This is a genomic window from Accumulibacter sp. (assembly GCF_029255125.1).
GTDB lineage: Bacteria > Pseudomonadota > Gammaproteobacteria > Burkholderiales > Rhodocyclaceae > Accumulibacter.
In genome coordinates this window covers 13,895-31,377 of record NZ_JAPUVR010000138.1, presented here as the reverse complement: position 1 = coordinate 31,377, position 17,483 = coordinate 13,895, and the positions used below count along the sequence as shown (strand labels likewise).

Below are 17,483 nucleotides of genomic sequence, written 5' to 3'. Positions count from 1 at the left end.
TCGGCGGGCGTCTGCGCTCAGCCGGCCTCGCCGCTGCGCGCGGCGTCACCGCCCGGCTTGCCGGCGTGCGCCTCCTTGCGCAGCGAAAGGACGATCGAAGTAGAAATGATCGCGGCCACGACCAGCAGCGAGATGAGCACCGGAATCTTGAAGACGTCGATAAGCAACATCTTGACTCCGATGAACATGAGTACCAGCGCCAGGCCATACTTGAGCAACGAGAAGCGGTCAGCCATGTCGGCGAGCAGGAAGTACATCGCGCGCAGGCCAAGAATCGCGAACACGTTCGAGGTCAGGACGATGAAGGGGTCGGTCGTGATTGCGAAGATGGCCGGAATCGAGTCGACGGCGAAGATCAGGTCTGAAAATTCGACGAGAGCGAGGACCAGGAAGAGCGGTGTGGCGTAGCGTACCCATCGGCCGGCCTCTTGCCGCATCACGAAGAAGCGCTCGCCATCGAGCTCGTGCGTGACCTTCATATGCCGGCGAATCCAGGCGATCACCGGGTTCTGCGCGAGATCGGGTTGCTCGTCGGCGAACCACCACATCTTGATCCCGGTAATGACCAGGAAGGCGCCAAAGAGGTACAGGATCCAGTGAAACTTGGCGATCAGCCAGACACCGGCAAAGATCATGATCGTGCGCATGACGATGGCGCCGAGAACGCCAAAGAGGAGGACGCGCTTCTGCAGTTCGAGCGGAATCGAAAAAAAGCTGAAGAGCAACAGCCAGACGAACACGTTGTCGACCGCGAGCGATTTCTCGATCAGATAGCCGGTCACGTACTCCAACGTCTTCTCGTTGGCAACCTCGCGTCCGGCACTGCCGTCGAGATACCACCAGAGCGCGCCGGCGAAGAGCAGCGAGACCGCTACCCAGATGCAGGACCAGGTTGCTGCCTCCCTGAACGAAACGCGATGCTGCTTTCCGCCCCCGACCAACAGAAGGTCGATCGCGAGCATGACGAAGACGACGGCGGCAAAACCCGCCCACATCCACCAAGTACCAATTGTTTCCATTGCCAGTGCTCCAAAGTCGTTACCCTTACACCGCCACGTCGTGCGGCAGCCCTTTTGTCCAGCGCTCGCGACGCCGGCCACCATGCTGGTAACGGACCTTCGCCTGCGCGGCAAAGGTCTTGCTCGCGGCCCACAGTCGATTCCCTGTTGGCCGCCCAACGAACCGGGCAGGTTTGACGACCCTACCGTACTGACGATACGTTGGCGGAGAGCTACTCCCCCTTGGAACAGGAATATCGTACCTATCCGCACTGCGCCAGTCAACAATCGGCCGATCACTTCGTCGCGGAAACGCAAGCGACGAAGATGTCTGGCCGTTCGCCCAAGCTGCCCGAAGCGCGCCGGGCGTCGCCAGTGTTGCGCCAGTCGACTGTACGCGGGTACACTTGCTTGCCATGTCCACCCTGAACCAGACCGTCTGAGCATGCCCTTCATCGAGGTCGCCGGACAACACCTGGAGTACCTGCGGCTCCCGGCGCGACGGACGGGTCGTCCGCCACTCGTCTTCCTGCACGAAGGTCTGGGCAGCGTCGCCATGTGGCGCGACTTTCCGACGCAAGTCGCAGAGGCTACCGGCTGCGGCGTGCTGGTCTGGTCGCGCCTGGGCTACGGGGACTCTGATCCTCTGCCCGGTCGGCGCACGGCGCGCTACATGCACGACGAGGCGTGGCTGGGATTACCCCGCCTGCTCAGAGTTCTGGACATCGAACGCCCGATTCTCGTCGGCCATAGCGACGGCGGTTCGATTGCTCTGCTGCACGCCGCCCATGACGCGGACAGTGTGGCTGGCGTCGTCGCGCTGGCACCGCACGAGTTCGTCGAGGACAAGGCGCTCGAGGGCATACGGCGCGCCGGCGAAATCTACGCGACGACCGACTGGCCGCAGCGACTGGCGCGTTTCCACCGCGACCCGGATACGGTCTTTCGCGCCTGGCACGATATCTGGCTGGCCCCGGAGTTTCGCACCTGGGACATTACCGACTGCCTGCCACGGATCACCTGTCCGCTGCTCGCCCTCCAGGGTTGTGACGACGAGTACGCGACGATGCGGCAGATCGACTGCATTGCCGAGCGTGCGCCCGACGTTGAGCTGCTGGCTTTGGCGAACTGTCGCCATTCGCCGCACCGGGACCAGCCGCAGGCGGTGATCGCGGCCATTACCCGCTTCGTAGACCGCCTCGCCGCTGGCGCAGTGATTGCGGATGACGGCCCACCCGCACGTGCACGCATCGAGCCGGCGCGATGCGACTGACGGATCCTTGGCCTGAAAGGAGTGGAGAATGGTCGTAGGCAATGCCTATACAATACTGAAGCGCTTGGTAGACGTCACCGCCCCTTACCTGGGTGACGATTTCCTGACGACGAGTGTCGCCGTGGTCGGTCAGTTGTTCAAGGCCGATATGGTTTTCGTGACCCGCCTGCTCGACCATCCGCCGACGCGCGTGCGCGTACTGGCGGCTTGGCAGGACGGCGGCCTGCGCGACAGCTTCGAGTTCGATCTGGTCGGAACGCCATGCGAGATGGTGTTCGACGGCGCGCCGGTGGTGATTCCCGGCGACGTCTGTCGCAACTTTGCGGCGGAGAAGGAAACCACCTTCGAGAGCTATGTCGGCATTCCGCTCTGGGGCCCGAGCGGAGAAATGATTGGGCACTACGCGATCATCTCTTCGCAACGGATTGCGACACCAGCAGAGGGCGAGGTCTTGCGCGAGATCGCGCAAATCTGTGCCCATCGCTTCGAAGCAGAGGCATGGCGGCTGCTGATCGAGGCCGAAAAGGAAGCGGCTTTTCGCCAGTTGCAGCAGCTCAATGCGCGGCTCGAACAGGAAGCGATCACCGACTTTCTGACCAAGCTTTACAACCGCCGCTACTTCAGCCGCCGCTGCGGCGAAGCCTGCGCACGGATGCGGCGCGGTGGCGAGCGTTTTGCTCTGATCCTGTTCGACGTGGACCATTTCAAGGCGGTGAACGATAGCTATGGTCACGACGCAGGCGACGAAGTGCTGGCCAGCGTGGCCGAGGTTCTGCGTCGCATGACGCGCGACAACCTGGAGATTGTCGGGCGGGTCGGCGGCGAGGAATTCGCCGTGCTTTGCCTGGGCAATCCGGATGCCGCTGCCGCCGGCCTGATCGCCGAGCGCTTGCGGCAGGCGGTCGCCGCGCAAGTCATCGAAGCGCGCGCTGGCCGGCTGACGGTCACGGTCAGCGCGGGCTTCGCTCGCTCCGAGCTGAGCGACGAGTCGTGGGAAAGCGTCTATGCGCGCGCCGACCGCGCGCTCTACCGGGCGAAGGAAACCGGTCGCAATCGAGTTTGCGCGGCCGACGACACCACTTGAGTCAGGCGCAGCGCGGCTGCCGGCCGTGCTGCGGCGGCCACCGGACAGCCGACGGTTCCTACTTGTTCGCCCCGCGCGATCCAGCAAGGGCGGTGAATAGCCCCAGACCGATGAACGTCAGGCCGCCGAGCACCCGCCCCAGGTGGCTGCCCGCGCCGCCGCGCAAACGCGGGGCAAGCACGCCGGCAGCCAGCGCATAGGCGCTGTCGGTCAGCGCGGCGATGGCCACGAAGACGGCCCCCAGGGTGATGCTCTGCACGACGAAAGGCGCGTCCGGGCTCAGGAACTGGGGCAGGAAGGCAGCAAAGAAGACGGTCGTCTTGGGATTGAGCAAAGCGACGACGAAACCGTCGCGAAACACGCGATTCAGCGAAGATGGCGCGGGAACCGCCAGCGCCGGCGCAGCCGGTCGCGTGCCGAGCATGCGGATGCCCAGATAGACCAGGTAGAGCGCGCCGGCGTACTTGACAATCGAAAAGGCGAGCGCCGACGCGGCAAACAGAGCCGCCAGCCCGAGCGAAGCAGCGAGCGCGTTGCCGAGGTTGCCGAGCGCAACGCCAAAGACCGACAGCAAGCCGTGCCGCCGACCCTGCACGATACTGCGCGTGACAATGTAGAGCACACCCGGCCCGGGAGTCAGCGCCAGAACGAGGCTCGAGACCAGAAACGCCGAAAACAACGGCCAGGGTGGCAGGAGCTCATGCAAAGCGGATCGTTCCCCGATGGCGGCCGCTGGTCGCCGCGGCGGTCTGGCTAGCGCAGCGCATGATCGACCAGCAGGGCAGCAAAAAGCAAAGCCAGGTACATGATCGACCAACGAAAGGTTTTCGCTGCGGCGCGATCGGAATAGTTGCGCCAAACGATCCACGCGTACGCCAGAAAGACGCCATCGAGCACGAGCGCGGCGAGCAGGTAGACAACCCCGCTCATGCCCACGGCAAACGGCAGCAGCGTGACGAAAGTCAACGCGACCGTATAGAGGAAAACGTGCCGGCGCGTGTATTCGGCACCGTGCGTGACCGGCAACATCGGCAAACCGGCGGCAGCATACTCGCGCGCCCGATAGAGTGCCAGCGACCAGAAATGCGGCGGCGTCCAGACGAAGATGATCAGGAAAAGCAACCAGGCCTCGATCGGTGTCTGGCCGGTAACCGCAGCCCAACCGAGAACCGGTGGCATCGCCCCGGCGGCGCCGCCGATGACGATATTCTGCGACGTGCGCGGCTTCAGATAAATCGTGTAAATCAGCGCATAGCCAACGAAAGTGCCGAGCGTCAGCCACATGGTAAGCGGGTTCACCAGCCGGTAGAGCAGCGACAAGCCGATGCCGCCGAGTACCCCGGAAAAAAAGAAGGTCTCGAAAACACCCACCTCGCGCCGCGGCAAGGGCCGCGTCCGCGTGCGCGCCATGGCGGCGTCGATGTGCTCTTCAACCAGGCAATTGACCGCCGCCGCGGCACCAGCAACCAGTGCAATTCCGGTGGTTGCGGCGAGCAGCAGGGGCAGCGCCACCATCCCGGGTGCCGCCAGGAACATACCGATCACGGCGCAAAAGACGATCAGCCATACCACCCGTGGCTTGGTCATCGCAGCAAAGGCACGCAAGCGATCGAGGGAGGTGAGGAGGACGGGGTTGGCAGGCTTCATCGACGGATCGGAAGATGTTTGCGGACAAGCGTTTGCGAGTATCGAGTGTAGCACCAGTTGCCGCGCGCCACGCACCCGACAAACCCGGGTTTCATGCGCTCGGCCGGCAACCGATGCCGCGCACGACGAGAAGGACGGTGCGCGCGGTCACCGGTCGCCAATCCTTTCTGCCAGGAAACGGACATCGTCATGCAAGGACTCAGCGCACAAGCACCGGATAATCGGCCGACATGCGCGCCAGATCCTGCGGCGGCGAGAAAACCGCCTTCAGGCGGCCCTGCGGGTCGATCAGATAGATCGCCGCGCTATGGTCGACCAGATAGCCGGAGTTCTTGTCCTGCTCGTGCCGCAAGTAATAGACGCCCAGATGCTTGACCAAAGGTGCCAGCGCTTCGTCACTACCGGTCACGCCAATGAAGTCGGGATCAAAGGCGGCCGTGTAGTTCTTCAGCGTTGCCGGCGTGTCGCGCGCCGGGTCAAGCGAAACCATCACCACCTGCGGCGCGCCAATCGTACGTTCGGCCAGCTTGGCTTTCAGTTCCTTGAGCAGCAGCAGCGCCGTCGGGCAGACGTCGGGACAAAAGGTATAGCCGAAGAACATCAGCGTCCATCGTCCGGCAAGTGCCGAGTTGTCGAAGTTTCCGCGCTCGCCGAGCAGGGAGAATGCTGGCAACGGCTTCTCGTCATTGAGCACCGTGGCCGACGACAGGCGCGCCTGGCGAGGATCGAAGGCCGGCACGGGAGCAATCTGCCCAGCGCCGCGCCAGATCAGCCATGCGGCAAGGAGAACAAGCGCCGCCCCGCCAAGGACGAATCCGAGCGCACGAGCTTTGTTCATTCGGCCTGGCCGTCGTCAAGCACCGCTGCAGCAGAAAAAGGGCGCCCGCAGGCGCCCTGGCAGAGCATGATCAACACCGCGCGTCAGCGCTTGCCGTAAGCGTACGGCGTCCACTCCTCGCTGACCGACGGCGGCGTCGGCCAGTTACCGTGCGGCGGCGGCGAGACCGTCGTCCACTCGAGCGACATTGAGCCCCATGGATTGTCTCCCGCGGGCTGTCCCTTGGCCGCGCCGACGATCCAGTTGATCAGCGCGATCGCAAAGCCGACGCCGAGAATCACGGCACCGATCGTCATCAACTGATGTGCGCCCTCGAACTGGGAAAAATGCGCATAGTCGTAATAGCGCCGTGGCATGCCCTTGACGCCGATGTCCATCATCGTCCAGAAGACAATGTTGGTGCCGACGAAAGTGATCCAAAAGCCGACCTTGCCCCAGAACTCGTTGTACATGCGGCCGGTGACCTTCGGGAACCAGTAGTAGACGCCGGCGAAAATCGAGAACGTCCCGGCGACCGCCATCACGTAATGGAAGTGTCCGACGACATAGTAGGTGTCCGACAGGTGCAGGGTGAGCGACGCGACGGCAAGCGGAATCCCGGTCAGCCCGCCGATGAGGAACAGGAAAAGTACACCGAGGGCATAGAGCATCGGCGTTTCAAAGGTGATGGAGCCCTTGTACAGCGTCCCGACCAGGCCGATCAGCATCAGGCCGACAGGCACCGAAATCAGCAGCGTGGTCACCATCTGCCCGACGCGTATCCAGTCGACCATGCCGGAAACATACAGGTGGTGGACCCACACTTCGCCGGCCAACAGAACGATGCCGCCGATCCCTGCATAAACGACCGCCTTGTAGTTGAACACCTGATTCTTGGCGAAGGTCGCGACGATCTCGAACAAGACGCCGAAGAAAGGCAGGAAGATCACGTACACGGCGGGGTGTGAGTAGAACCAGAAGAGGTTCTGATACGTCAGAACGTCGCCGCCACGCGTTGGATCGAAGAAGTGCGTGCCGAGGTACTTGTCCATGCTGATCAGGGTCACCGCTGTTCCGAGAACGGGGACGAAGATCAACTGCAGGACGAAGGCGCCGAGCGTGCACCAGACGAAGATGTTCAGCTTGTTCCAGGTCAGGCCCGGCGCGCGCATGTAAGTGATCGTGGTCAGGAAGTTAACCCCACCGATGATCGACGCGAAACCGAGTATCAGCACCGTGAAGGTATAGAGCGCCGTGTTCCCGGTCGTGATCGTCGAGTACGGCGGATAGCCCGTCCACATGATGTCCGGCGGATCCGGAATGAAGAAGGTGAGCAGCGCGAGGATGATACCGACGTAGAACAGCCACACCGACAGCGCATTGACGCGCGGGAAAGCGACATCCTTGGCGCCAATCATCAGCGGGATGCAGTAGTTGGCAAAGAAACCGGTCAGCGCCGGGATCTGGAAGCCGAGAATCATTACTGCGCCGTGCGCGTAGAGCCAGACGTTGTAGGTGGTCGGATTGCTCGTAATCGTTGGACCCACCGTCGACAATTCGGCGCGCATCAGCAACGCCATGATGCCGGCGACGATGAACGCGGCGATCGAGCCAATCAGGTAGAGCACTCCGACGCGCTTGTGGTCGGTGGTAAAGATCCATTCTTTCAAGTTCATGTCCCGTCTCCCGTCACTCAACTGCTTTTCTTGGCGGAGGCTCCGCTCGTCTCGTACCACGCCTTGAATTCTTCCGGCGTCTTCACGACGACTCGGCCAGCCATGTACGAATGCATGACGCCACAGTACTCGGCGCAGGTCACCAGATGCTCCTTGCCGGCCTCCTTGGGCAGGAACCAGATATAGGTCACCCGCCCAGGCATCGAGTCTTCCTTGACGCGGAAATCCGGAATGAAGTGGCTGTGCAGCGTATCGCGGCTGGTCATCCGCAACAGGATCGGCTTGCCGGCCGGAACGATCAATTCATTCTGCGTCTGCACGCCATTCGGATACGTGTAGTCCCAACTGTACATGCCGGATTCGAGCTGAATCTCCAAGCGATCGGCCGGAACATCGCGATACTTGTTCCACAGCGCCCAGCCGTTGGCGGCGATGAAGAAGTCGTCGGCCATGAAGACGAAGGTCGGAATGACCACCCAGCCGACCGCCGCCGCCGGCGACAGACGCGGGCCGCTGCCAACGACATTGTCCGGCGTCCGCCGGTAGCGCCAGATGAGATACGCGGTCATCAGGGCGAACAGGATGCCGATCACGGAGATGTCGATGAGCACCTCTTTCCAGAGGTAATCCCAACCGGGCGCCGGATCGAACACGCGCTCCGCCCCTCCCGCTGCTGCCATCGCTCCGCCGGCAGCCGCCGCAGCCACGCTCGTCACCGCCAAACGTTTGAGAATCTTATCCATGCATCCTCCCCATCTTCCTCCGATATCCCCATGCTCCCAGGCCCATGAGCGACAGGCCGAGGAGAAGGGAGCCTATACCCGCGAGCAGCGGGTAGTTCAGTTGATACCTGCCTTCTTCGTAGTTGTAGCTGAAACACGCGCCGGTAACCATGTCGAAAACCGCAGTTGAATTTGCGATCCGCTCCCAGTCGGCATCGGTGAGCGCCAGCGTAAGCGTTTCCGCATCCATACGCGTGCCATAGATGTAGCGCGCCACTCGCCCCTGCGGCGTCAGGAACACCAGGACATTCGGATGAAGAAAGGCCTTTGCCGCATCCGACCAGAAGAAGTTGAAGCCGACACTGGCGGCAAACGTTTTCACATCCTTGTCGGCGAGCACGGCGTGCCGCCAGCCGGGCTGCAATTCGCTGCCGTCCCCCCCGCTGCCGACAGCCCCCGTCTTGCGCAGAAAATCGGCCGCGGTTGCGCTGGAATCGCGCGCGTCGAACGACACCGTCAAGACGCGGTAATCGGACCCCAGCCGGAAACGCTCGACCTTTGCCAACGCTCTGGCCAACTCCATGTTCATGGTCGGGCAGGTGCCGTCGCAGCCGTAATACGACAGAACCAGGATCAGCGGCTTGCCGAACATCTCGCCGAGCGCGAAATTCGCGCCGCTACTGTCGATCAGGCGAGTCTCGCCGGCCAGACGTGCGCCGAGGAACCGGGGCTCGTCGATGCGCATGACCGACGTATCCGGCGAACTCGAGCGCGTCGGCTCCCCAACCGCGTATGCCACGGTGCTAAGGCCTACCAGAAGTAGACTTGCGAAACGACGAAGAACCAAATCACGTCCACAAAGTGCCAGTACAGGCTGGCCGTACGCCAGAACCCGTGCGAGATGTTGCCGCGCAAAGCCGGCAGAAGCCCGGCCAGGAAAATCGCCAGACCGACGACGACGTGCGAGCCGTGCAGACCGGTAATCGAATAGAACGTGGTTCCGAAGCTGTTGGTGGCAATCGTGAAGCCACCATGGATCAGGTGTGTCCATTCGTAAACCGACATGCCGAGGAAGGTCAGACCAAGCACGATGGTGACGACCAGCCAAGTCAGGAAACCGGACTTGTTGCCCAGATCCATTTGGTGTTCGGCAGCGTGGATGGTGATCGACGAACCGACCAGCACCGCGGTCATCACCAGCGGATAGACCACCGGCAACTCCGGCGTTCCGGCCGGCGGCCAGGCTGGCGAATTCAAGCGCATGAACCAGTAGTAGGCGAAAAAGCTCATGAAAATCATGGCTTCCGCCAGAATGAACCAGCCCATCGCGCCGAACGACAGACCCTCGCCCTTGCCCATCGCTTCGCTCGTCCAGCCGGCGATGCCGGCGAGAATCAGCGGCAGGCCGAGGCCAAAGGTGATCAGCCCGGCAAAACTCTGGTGATAGACGAAATGAAACGAAAACGCCAGGCTCCAGGCCAGGATGCCTATGCTGATGACCGCCGGCCAGACGCTGGTGTCCCAGTGGGCATGGTGGCCGCCATGGTGAGCATCGTGGTGGGCAACATGGTGTTGTGACATCGCGCTTCCTCCCTCTCCCTAACGCTTGGTTGATCTGCTTTTATCACGCTTTGTTGCCAGCAGGGCGGCGAGTCTTCATAATACCTGCCATGCGACATTCGGTCGCAGATTATGTCAGAGACGGCACGATTCTGCAAACTCCGGAAAAATCTCGTGGGGAGGAAGGAACAAAACATGCGCAAGCCATTGTCCATGCTCGGCTTTGTCTTTCTGGGGGCGACTTTTGGCGCCTTCGCGGCAGGAAATCCCGAACTCGGGGAAGCCAAAGCTGCCGTCTGTACCGCCTGCCACGGTCCCGATGGCAACAGCATAGCATTGCCGCCGCCGGCCGATCCGTGGCCGAAGCTGGCGGGCCAGCTACCCGAGTACATCGTCAAGCAGGTTCATGATTTCAAGGTTGGAAAGCGCAAGAACGAGCAGATGACGCCGCAGGCGCAGGCGGTTGCCGAAACCGACCTGGCGGACATTGCCGCCTTTTTCGCCAAGCAGAAGCCAAAAGCTGAAGAGGCGACCAACCAGGAGATCCTCGCCGCAGGCGAGAAGCTCTTCCGCAAAGGCAAGGGACGCCCGAACGTGGTACCCGGTTGCATCGGCTGCCACGGTCCGGATGGCATCGGCAACCGTGACTGGAACAAGCTGATGGTACGCGTCCCGGCAGTCCTTGCTCCCTCGCTCGGCGGCCAGCACGCCAGCTATCTGGTCAAGCAACTGAAGGCCTATAAGGACGGCTCGCGCGCCAATGACGAGGCGCGCGTGATGCGCGACATCGCGGCGCGCCTCGATGACAAAGAGATCGCAGCCGTCGCCGAGTACCTGTCGACACGCGGCCACTGAGGCGTCGGTACAGCGGACCGCCAGTTGCGCTCTTGCAACGAGCGGTCCCGCAGGCCCGGCCATGACGCCGGAGCCGGAGCGCTCGAGGGGGAGCGCTGAATCGCAAAATTCCCGCACAAGATCCTTGACTCAGCAGCCGATACGCGCTAGGCTAGCCTCATGCTGCACCGCAACAAATAGCGTCGATCCGATCACCTCGGAGCAAGTCCAAAATGAGCGACGACCCGCTTTTTGCGAGCAGACGCCTCTTCATCACGTTTGCCGGAGTCCACCATGCCACCCGCCCACCAACGAATCATCGACAAACGCGGAACGACGATCGATGTCCTGGCTGACGTGGTGCGCACAGCGCTCGACGGTTCGGAACACCTGATCAGCCTCAACCTGAATTCGACGCGTTCGCTCGTCGAAAGCGCTGCCGCACAGCAAGGCTCGCTGGCTGAGGTGCGCGACCTGACTGACGCGCTTGCGCTCAGCCGGACCTGTCGCCGCCCCGTGCTCGAAAAGCTGCTCTCCTACTCGCGCAGCCTCTATGAGATTGCGGCCCACGTGCAGGAGCAACTGATCAAATTGGCCGAAACTCGACAGGCGGAACTCAATGCCTCCCTTGCGGCGTCGCTATCGCCGCTCGTCGAGCGTAGCCGGCAAAACTCGCCGGCCGGATTCTGGTTCGCCCAGGCCACCGCCAAGTGTGCCCTTTCGGCCGCCGACTGCACGCTGCGGGTAGCCAACCGCAGCGCCCGGCAATGGGCGGAGGCGACGGAAGCCTGCGTCGCGGCAAGCGCCTGCGCGGTGACGCGCGCCGTGCGCGCCAGCGCCTAGGCTGCCGGAAGGCAACTCGCAGCAAAGCGAGCGGAGGATCTCGCCGGCCACACCAGTCAAGCGCCACGGCCGGCAGTGGTCACCTTTTCGGCGAGCAGGCGCCCGATTTCTTCGTCCTTCGCGCGCCAAAGTTCTTGCAGCCAGACCTGAAACGCTTGACGCACGGCCGGATCGCCGACGTAGTTGCCCTTCGCCAGTTCGCGTGGGACCGGCTGCCGGTGTACCCGAACGACGACCTGCCGCATGCTGCCGCAGAGAAACTGCCAAAAGTTCGGCGCGCCTTCGGGATAGACGATGGTAACGTCGAGGATGGCGGCGAAGCGCTCGCCCATGACGTTGAGCGCCAGCGCGATACCGCCCGCCTTCGGCTTGAGCAGATGTCGGTACGGCGATTGCTGGCGCGCGTGTTTGGCTGGCGTGAAGCGCGTCCCTTCGCAGAAGTTCATCACACTGGTCGGAATCAGCGCGAACTTCTCGCACGCCAGACGTGTGGCCTCCTGGTCGCGCGCGCGCAATTCCGGGTGCTTGGCCAGCGTCTCTTCGCTGTGCCGGCGCATGAACGGAAAATCCAGTGCCCACCAGGCCAGCCCCATCACTGGCACCCAGACCAACTGCTGCTTGAGGAAGAACTTGAGCAGCGGAATCCGTCGCGTCAGCACCCGCTGGAGAACGAAGATGTCGGCCCAGGACTGATGATTGCAGTTCACCAGATACCAGCCGCGCGCTGCGAGCCCGTCGAGCCCGGCGATATCCCAGGCCGTTTTCTGGGTAAGCTGCATCCAGGCACCGTTGCAACGTATCCACGCTTCGGCAATCCCGATCAACACCGGATCGAGTCGCAGGCGGACGGCGCGACTAGGCAGGAGAAGTTTGACCAGGGCAAGCAGCAGCAGAAGTGGCACCCAGATCAGAGAGTTGAGCGCGAGCAACAGGGCGCTGAGCAGACCGGTCAGTGTGCCGCCGAGAGTTCTGCGCATCGATCCGTTCCAAGCAGCATTTCCCCGCGCGTTGTCGGCGTTTCCAGACTGATCCGGCCGAGCAGACCGGACCGGTAGTCCTGCACCAGGACGCTCGCCGCCTTCTCCAGGTCGGCCACTCCGCCACGCAGACGCAGTCCGCGCTGGACGGCGATCGCTTCGATCACGCCGAGTGGATCGAGAGCGCTGAGCGCACCGGCGGTCCAACTGTATCGCCGGGCGAGCAGATCCGGGTAGCGCGCGAGCAGCACACCGGCCAGGAACTGCGCCACCTCGTCGTCGACCATCGCGTTGCGTCCGATCGCGTGGCTAGCCGCAAGCATCAGGCCGTCGCTGGGATGCTCGATGCGCGGCCAGAGCAGCCCTGGCGTATCGGTGATCCACTGCCGCGGACCGATCTGCGTCGTCTGCTGCGCCCGGGTGATCGCCGGCTCGTCGCCGACCTTGGCCAGCCTGCGTTTGAGCAGCGCGTTCATCAGCGTCGACTTGCCGATGTTCGGTATGCCCATGATCATCATGCGCAGCGGCTTCACATTGTCGTTGCGATGCGGCGCCAGGTTCTGGCAGAGCGCCGGCAGGCGCGCCACCTCGGCTGCGTTGCGGCACGAAAGGGCCAGCGCGCGCATTCCCTCCTGGCCATCGTAATGCGCGATCCACGCGCGGGTGACCCGCGGATCGGCCAGATCAGCCTTGTTCAGCACCTTCAGACACGGCCGCTGGCGCTGCAGACGGAGCTGACGCACGAGCGGATTGGTGCTGGCTTCCGGCAACCGTGCATCGACCAGTTCGATCACGACGTCGATCGACGCCATCATCTCCTCGGCCTTCTTGCGCGCCGCAGCCATGTGACCGGGATACCACTGAATGGTCATTGGAAGCTCGAATTGCTGACTGAAAAATGCGATTATCCCACCGCTTGCCCGGTCCTGCTGTGCCGCCCGGAGTTATCGGCAGTGCGCTGAAGAAGTTCCACCGTGACGGGCAGCCCAGACCCGAACAAAAGGATGATGATGGAAAAATGGATCACGCGCGGTGTCGCCCTGCTCTGCGCCGGCGGGAGCAGCGCACTCTTCTGGATTTTCGGCGTTTTTCTCGCCCTGCCCTGGCGCGAGAAGCGCATGCCATCGGTCGACTCAGGCGAAGTGCAGGTGCTCGCCATCGCGCTGATCGTCGGCCTGGCTGTCCTCTGGGGTGCGCTGCACCTCCTCGCGCTGGCCGACCGCACCTGCCGTCCGTACGCCTATCGGGCAGGCTGTGCGCTACTGCTCGCCGTCTCGCTGGGCGCGATCGGCGGGGGAATGGTCTGGGCTGCCGCCCGCATGGCTTAGGCCGCTTGCCGACGAGTACCGTCCGGCGTCCGCCGGCTCAGGCGCGACGCTGCGCCTGGCGCCAGCCGCCCAACAGGCGAAACACTTTCGGCAACAGCCAGACGAGCAAGGCCAGGAAAGCGGCGAGAAGAACGAGCAACAGCCAAGGATGGGCAAACATCAGCCACAAGGCGAAAAGGACCAGCGAGTCTTCGGCGAACGACACGGCGAGATTGCTGAAAGGCTCGGGTGAGGCATTGACCGCCGCGCGCGTTCCCGCCTTGGCAAAATGCGCGCCGGCGGCCAGCCCACCGCCGACGATGCCCATTGCCGTCTGCCACTCGACACCCTGTCCGCCAAAGGCCATCGCCGCCAGAGCGGCGCCGGCCGGTATGCGGATGAAGCTGTGCACGCCGTCCCACAGCGAGTCTATCCAGGGCACTTTGTCGGCCAGGAACTCGACCAACAACATCAGGCCCGACGCGCCGAGAACCCACGGGTGCTGCAGCACGCGCAAGCCTTCGGGCAGGCTCACCCAATCCAGGTTGCCAGCCAGGCCGACGACGAACAGCGTCGCGTACAGGCGAATTCCGGAAGCCCAGCCGAGGCCGGCGGCAATCGCCAGCAGACCGGTCAGGTCAAGCGGCCACGAACCCATCGCCGTTTACCTCCGACCTCAGATCTGCATGTTCATGACATCCTGATACGCCGAGACCAGCTTGTTACGCACCTGCACCATCTCCTGAAACGACAGACTGGCCTTCTGCAAGGCAAGCATCACCTCGTGCAGGTTCTCGGAGTTGTTGCCGGCGGCAAAATTTGCCGCCATCGCTTCCGCCTGTTGCTGCGTCTGGCTGACCGCGGCGATCGAGTTCTGCAAGACCTGCGCGAAGTCCGTCCCGCCCGGCGCGCCCACCGCCGCGCCCGCCGGTTCGGCTGGCCCGCCGCTGGCGGCAGCCGACGTGGCGCGCAGCATACCCAACATCTGATCGATTCCCCTGGTGTCCATCCTGATCTCCGAACGCTATCCAGGCAAGAAGAAGCAAGGAGCATGCCTCATACCCAGGCGGCCGGGACTGCCGACCTCAGTCCTTCAGAAAGCCCTCCTCGCGATACTTGCGCAACTTGTGGCGCAAGGTGCGCTCGGGCATGCCCAAGCGTTCGCCAGCAAGTTTACGCGATCCACCGCTGGCGGCCAAGGTTTCCAGAATATGCGCCCGCTCGCGCTCGCGCAAGCTGTCGCCACGCTCGGCCTGCGCCGCCGGCAGCGCGCCGTCCGCGCCCTGGCTGGCGGGTGCCGGCGCCACCGCGCCAGCATCCGCCAGCGACGCCCCGACGGGGCGCAGGAACTCACCCGTCAGATGCAGATCGTCGACCTCGACGAGTTCGCCACTGGCCAGGATCAATGCCCTTTGCATGACGTTTTCCAGCTCCCGCACGTTGCCCGGCCACGGATGCCGCTCGAGAGCGGCCTCGGCTGCCGCTGACAGGCGTAGACCTGGTCGCCCGGCACGCCCACCGTGCTCGGCCAGGAAATGCAGCGCGAGCGGAACGATGTCACGGCTGCGCCGACGCAGCGACGGAATCAGCAGCGGAAAGACGTTCAAGCGGTAGAACAAATCCTCGCGAAACAGCCCCTTTGCCACCGCCTCGGCCATGTCGCGATTCGAGGTTGCGATGATGCGAATGTCGAGCGCAATCGGCTTCTTGCCGCCAACCCGTTCGACTTCGCGCTCTTGCAGGACGCGCAACAGTTTGGCCTGCAGGGCAAGCGGCATTTCGGTCACCTCGTCGAGGAGCAATGTGCCGTTCTGCGCCTGCTCGAATTTGCCCGCTTGCGCCTGCTGCGCCCCGCTGAAAGCGCCCTTTTCATGCCCGAAGAGCGTCGCCTCGAGCAAGGTATCGGGAATCGCCGCGCAGTTGATGGCGACGAACGGCCCCTTGCTGCGCGCCGAGTGCTGATGAATGAAACGCGCGATGACCTCCTTGCCGACACCGCTTTCGCCACTGAGGAGAACGGTCGTATCGCTCTGCGCGACGCGTCGGGCGAGCGCAAACAGGTTCTGGCTGGCGGGATCGAGCGCGACGATTCCCGCTTCATTGCCGCCCGCCGGCAAACGGTAGCGTCGCACATGCTCGAGCAGCGCCGGCGGCTCGAAGGGTTTGAGCAGAAAGTCGCACGCCCCGGCGCGCATCGCCTCGACCGCGCGGTCGACGTCAGCAAAGGCGGTCATCAGGACGACCGGCAGGTGCGGCTGACGCCGGCGGATCTCCTTGAGCAAAGTGATGCCATCGACCGGCACCATACGCACGTCGCTGAGTACCAGCGCGACTGCGCGGCGCTCGAGCACATCGAGCGCCGCGTTGCCGCCGCAGGCTGCGAGAACCGTCTGTCCGGCCAGCTCAAGCGTGTCGCAAATCGCCTCGCGCAACGCCGCGTCGTCCTCGACGACCAGGATCGGCATTTCATGTTCCATCGGATTCATCCGTTGAATCAATCGCTTCTCCCGCTGGCGAGGAAGGTAGCGCGATGACGAACTCGCAGCCGTGGCCGAGCACCGACCTGAGCTGCATCGTTCCGCCGTGCGAGCGCACGACGGCCAGCGCAATCGCCAGGCCCAGGCCGGTGCCCTGACCCCGCGTCGTAAAGAACGGTTCGAAGATTCGCCCCTGGATCTCCGGCGCAATCCCGGCGCCGCTATCGCGCACGCTGATCGCCACCTGCCCCGCCTGCCACTCGCCGGCAAGCGTCACGTCGCCACCCGCCGAGCACGCCTGCAGCGCATTTTCCAGTAAATTGACCAGCGCCCCGGCGAGCGCCTTGCGGCTGCCGACGATGACCGCCGCACCCGCCTCGCCGGTCGCTCCGAGCACCCGGAAGCTGACGCCCTGCTCGCGAAACAAGGCTTCGACGCTCTGTGTCGCTTCGCCGAACAGTTCGCGCAGCGACACACGATCGCGCCCGATACGCTCGCCGCGGGCAAAGAGCAGCACATCCTGGATCAGGCGTTCGAGGCGTTTGAGCTGCGCCGTCGCCTTTTCCGCAAAGCGCACGCGCGCCGCCGCGCCAAGCTCCGCCTGCGCCAAGTTGGCGCTGTAGAGCAAGGCGGTGGCGAGCGGCGTGCGCAACTGATGGGCGAGCGCCGCCGCCATTTCGCCCATCGCGGCCAGACGCCGGTTACGTTCCAGCTCGCTCTTCAAAGCATGCGCCGCGGTGACGTCGTGGATCAGCAGAATCCGCCCGCCGGCCGAGTCGAGCGCGCTCTCAGTGATCGCCAGGCGGCGCGCAGCGCACAGCCACTCGTCCGGAGCCTCGGTCGCCGCCAGCCGCTGGCGCGCCAGTTCGGGCCAGCGTCGGCCGATGACCGCCAGACCGAAGAGCGCGCGCGCAGCCGGATTCGCCTCGCTGACCCGCGCCTCGCCGTCAAGCACGACGACCCCCGCTGGCAGCGCGTCGAGCAGCAGCGCCAGGCGCTCGGACAGCGCTTCCTTTTCCTCGTACTGCCGGCGCAACTCGCCGTTGGCGACGGCCAGTTCGTTGGTCAGCGACTCGACGCGCGTCTGCAGCGCCTGGTACGACTCGCTGAGAGCCAATGAAACCTGGTTGAAAACGTCGAACGCCTTTTGCAGCTCCTGCGCTTCGCGTGTGACCGTTGTCATTTATGCTACTTTGCTCATTGAATGAAGAGTCAGCCGCCATTAACCGCTACAATATAGCATTGTAATTATCAGCTTTTTTGCTTCT

At 63.6% G+C, this 17,483-nt stretch carries 19 protein-coding genes; 5 read left to right on the top strand and 14 right to left on the bottom strand.

The annotated features are described in order from the left end of the window. Nucleotides 1-17 precede the first annotated feature (17 nt). Nucleotides 18-1,019 (bottom strand): TerC family protein, encoded by a 1,002-nt coding sequence (locus tag Q1L59_RS15065; protein ID WP_300333726.1) that lies wholly within the window; start codon nt 1,017-1,019, stop codon nt 18-20. A 424-nt stretch (nt 1,020-1,443) separates the two neighbouring features. Here Q1L59_RS15065 and Q1L59_RS15060 point away from each other — a divergent pair, with 424 nt between their 5' ends. Together Q1L59_RS15060 and Q1L59_RS15055 are read left to right on the top strand one after the other, a co-directional pair. Continuing rightward, nucleotides 1,444-2,271: an alpha/beta hydrolase gene (locus Q1L59_RS15060; RefSeq protein ID WP_300333724.1), complete on the top strand. Its 828-nt coding sequence runs from the start codon at nt 1,444-1,446 to the stop codon at nt 2,269-2,271. A 28-nt stretch (nt 2,272-2,299) separates the two neighbouring features. After that, nucleotides 2,300-3,355, top strand: coding sequence for a sensor domain-containing diguanylate cyclase (locus Q1L59_RS15055; RefSeq protein WP_300333721.1), 1,056 nt, complete (start codon nt 2,300-2,302; stop codon nt 3,353-3,355). A gap of 58 nt (nt 3,356-3,413) precedes the next feature. On the opposite strand, the gene Q1L59_RS15050 is transcribed toward Q1L59_RS15055, so the two are convergent. From Q1L59_RS15050 to Q1L59_RS15020, 7 genes are all read right to left on the bottom strand, one after another. After that, nucleotides 3,414-4,061: a LysE family translocator gene (locus Q1L59_RS15050; RefSeq protein ID WP_300333718.1), complete on the bottom strand. Its 648-nt coding sequence runs from the start codon at nt 4,059-4,061 to the stop codon at nt 3,414-3,416. A gap of 47 nt (nt 4,062-4,108) precedes the next feature. Further along, the gene (gene cyoE / locus Q1L59_RS15045) at nt 4,109-5,002 is read right to left on the bottom strand and encodes a heme o synthase (protein ID WP_300333715.1); all 894 of its coding nucleotides are present in this window, start codon (nt 5,000-5,002) and stop codon (nt 4,109-4,111) included. Between the two features lie 199 nt (nt 5,003-5,201). Continuing rightward, the gene (locus tag Q1L59_RS15040) at nt 5,202-5,840 is read right to left on the bottom strand and encodes an SCO family protein (RefSeq protein ID WP_300333712.1); all 639 of its coding nucleotides are present in this window, start codon (nt 5,838-5,840) and stop codon (nt 5,202-5,204) included. An 83-nt stretch (nt 5,841-5,923) separates the two neighbouring features. Then, the gene (locus Q1L59_RS15035) at nt 5,924-7,495 is read right to left on the bottom strand and encodes a cbb3-type cytochrome c oxidase subunit I (protein ID WP_300333709.1); all 1,572 of its coding nucleotides are present in this window, start codon (nt 7,493-7,495) and stop codon (nt 5,924-5,926) included. A gap of 17 nt (nt 7,496-7,512) precedes the next feature. Further along, on the bottom strand, nt 7,513-8,238 hold the full coding sequence (locus tag Q1L59_RS15030) for a cytochrome c oxidase subunit II (protein ID WP_300333706.1): 726 nt from the start codon (nt 8,236-8,238) through the stop codon (nt 7,513-7,515). Further along, on the bottom strand, nt 8,231-8,962 hold the full coding sequence (locus Q1L59_RS15025) for an SCO family protein (protein WP_300333703.1): 732 nt from the start codon (nt 8,960-8,962) through the stop codon (nt 8,231-8,233). Before Q1L59_RS15025 ends, Q1L59_RS15030 begins: the two co-directional genes overlap by 8 nt. Nucleotides 8,963-9,027: 65 nt before the next feature. After that, nucleotides 9,028-9,798, bottom strand: a complete 771-nt coding sequence (locus tag Q1L59_RS15020; RefSeq protein WP_300333702.1) for a heme-copper oxidase subunit III — start codon at nt 9,796-9,798, stop codon at nt 9,028-9,030. A 174-nt stretch (nt 9,799-9,972) separates the two neighbouring features. Between Q1L59_RS15020 and Q1L59_RS15015 the strand changes: the two genes are divergently transcribed. Beyond that, complete coding sequence (locus Q1L59_RS15015; protein WP_300333700.1) at nt 9,973-10,632, top strand: c-type cytochrome; 660 nt, start codon at nt 9,973-9,975, stop codon at nt 10,630-10,632. A 273-nt stretch (nt 10,633-10,905) separates the two neighbouring features. After that, a complete protein-coding gene (locus Q1L59_RS15010; RefSeq protein ID WP_300333699.1) occupies nt 10,906-11,454 on the top strand; it encodes a phasin family protein in 549 nt (182 codons plus the stop codon). 56 nt (nt 11,455-11,510) lie between these two features. Here the strand turns inward: Q1L59_RS15010 and Q1L59_RS15005 are convergent, their stop codons facing one another. Together Q1L59_RS15005 and ylqF are read right to left on the bottom strand one after the other, a co-directional pair. Next, nucleotides 11,511-12,431, bottom strand: a complete 921-nt coding sequence (locus Q1L59_RS15005) for an acyltransferase (RefSeq protein ID WP_300333698.1) — start codon at nt 12,429-12,431, stop codon at nt 11,511-11,513. Then, on the bottom strand, nt 12,404-13,303 hold the full coding sequence (ylqF, locus tag Q1L59_RS15000; protein ID WP_300333696.1) for a ribosome biogenesis GTPase YlqF: 900 nt from the start codon (nt 13,301-13,303) through the stop codon (nt 12,404-12,406). The genes Q1L59_RS15005 and ylqF overlap by 28 nt, the downstream gene beginning before the upstream one ends. A 132-nt stretch (nt 13,304-13,435) precedes the next feature. Between ylqF and Q1L59_RS14995 the strand changes: the two genes are divergently transcribed. Then, nucleotides 13,436-13,759: a hypothetical protein gene (locus Q1L59_RS14995; RefSeq protein WP_300333695.1), complete on the top strand. Its 324-nt coding sequence runs from the start codon at nt 13,436-13,438 to the stop codon at nt 13,757-13,759. Nucleotides 13,760-13,796: 37 nt separating this feature from the next. On the opposite strand, the gene Q1L59_RS14990 is transcribed toward Q1L59_RS14995, so the two are convergent. The 4 genes from Q1L59_RS14990 to Q1L59_RS14975 form a co-directional block, all read right to left on the bottom strand. Then, nucleotides 13,797-14,396, bottom strand: coding sequence for a DUF4126 domain-containing protein (locus tag Q1L59_RS14990; protein WP_300333693.1), 600 nt, complete (start codon nt 14,394-14,396; stop codon nt 13,797-13,799). 18 nt (nt 14,397-14,414) lie between these two features. Further along, entirely contained in the window at nt 14,415-14,747 is a 333-nt protein-coding gene (gene fliE, locus Q1L59_RS14985; protein WP_300333690.1) for a flagellar hook-basal body complex protein FliE, read from the bottom strand. A 76-nt stretch (nt 14,748-14,823) separates the two neighbouring features. Beyond that, the gene (locus Q1L59_RS14980; RefSeq protein WP_300333688.1) at nt 14,824-16,215 is read right to left on the bottom strand and encodes a sigma-54 dependent transcriptional regulator; all 1,392 of its coding nucleotides are present in this window, start codon (nt 16,213-16,215) and stop codon (nt 14,824-14,826) included. Beyond that, entirely contained in the window at nt 16,205-17,398 is a 1,194-nt protein-coding gene (locus Q1L59_RS14975) for an ATP-binding protein (RefSeq protein ID WP_300333685.1), read from the bottom strand. The genes Q1L59_RS14980 and Q1L59_RS14975 overlap by 11 nt, the downstream gene beginning before the upstream one ends. Between the last annotated feature and the right edge of the window lie 85 nt (nt 17,399-17,483).

What these genes read in the sequence shown, in the direction of transcription:
- Q1L59_RS15020 (WP_300333702.1), bottom strand. Translation starts at nt 9,798, where the DNA reads ATGTCACAACACCATGTTGCCCACCACGATGCTCACCATGGCGGCCAC.
- Q1L59_RS15035 (WP_300333709.1), bottom strand. Translation starts at nt 7,495, where the DNA reads ATGAACTTGAAAGAATGGATCTTTACCACCGACCACAAGCGCGTCGGA.
- fliE (WP_300333690.1), bottom strand. Translation starts at nt 14,747, where the DNA reads ATGGACACCAGGGGAATCGATCAGATGTTGGGTATGCTGCGCGCCACG.
- cyoE (WP_300333715.1), bottom strand. Translation starts at nt 5,002, where the DNA reads ATGAAGCCTGCCAACCCCGTCCTCCTCACCTCCCTCGATCGCTTGCGT.
- Q1L59_RS15025 (WP_300333703.1), bottom strand. Translation starts at nt 8,962, where the DNA reads ATGCGCATCGACGAGCCCCGGTTCCTCGGCGCACGTCTGGCCGGCGAG.
- Q1L59_RS14995 (WP_300333695.1), top strand. Translation starts at nt 13,436, where the DNA reads ATGATGATGGAAAAATGGATCACGCGCGGTGTCGCCCTGCTCTGCGCC.
- Q1L59_RS14980 (WP_300333688.1), bottom strand. Translation starts at nt 16,215, where the DNA reads ATGGAACATGAAATGCCGATCCTGGTCGTCGAGGACGACGCGGCGTTG.
- Q1L59_RS15010 (WP_300333699.1), top strand. Translation starts at nt 10,906, where the DNA reads ATGCCACCCGCCCACCAACGAATCATCGACAAACGCGGAACGACGATC.
- ylqF (WP_300333696.1), bottom strand. Translation starts at nt 13,303, where the DNA reads ATGACCATTCAGTGGTATCCCGGTCACATGGCTGCGGCGCGCAAGAAG.
- Q1L59_RS14975 (WP_300333685.1), bottom strand. Translation starts at nt 17,398, where the DNA reads ATGACAACGGTCACACGCGAAGCGCAGGAGCTGCAAAAGGCGTTCGAC.
- Q1L59_RS15065 (WP_300333726.1), bottom strand. Translation starts at nt 1,019, where the DNA reads ATGGAAACAATTGGTACTTGGTGGATGTGGGCGGGTTTTGCCGCCGTC.
- Q1L59_RS15060 (WP_300333724.1), top strand. Translation starts at nt 1,444, where the DNA reads ATGCCCTTCATCGAGGTCGCCGGACAACACCTGGAGTACCTGCGGCTC.
- Q1L59_RS15040 (WP_300333712.1), bottom strand. Translation starts at nt 5,840, where the DNA reads ATGAACAAAGCTCGTGCGCTCGGATTCGTCCTTGGCGGGGCGGCGCTT.
- Q1L59_RS15030 (WP_300333706.1), bottom strand. Translation starts at nt 8,238, where the DNA reads ATGGATAAGATTCTCAAACGTTTGGCGGTGACGAGCGTGGCTGCGGCG.
- Q1L59_RS15015 (WP_300333700.1), top strand. Translation starts at nt 9,973, where the DNA reads ATGCGCAAGCCATTGTCCATGCTCGGCTTTGTCTTTCTGGGGGCGACT.
- Q1L59_RS15005 (WP_300333698.1), bottom strand. Translation starts at nt 12,431, where the DNA reads ATGCGCAGAACTCTCGGCGGCACACTGACCGGTCTGCTCAGCGCCCTG.
- Q1L59_RS15055 (WP_300333721.1), top strand. Translation starts at nt 2,300, where the DNA reads ATGGTCGTAGGCAATGCCTATACAATACTGAAGCGCTTGGTAGACGTC.
- Q1L59_RS14990 (WP_300333693.1), bottom strand. Translation starts at nt 14,396, where the DNA reads ATGGGTTCGTGGCCGCTTGACCTGACCGGTCTGCTGGCGATTGCCGCC.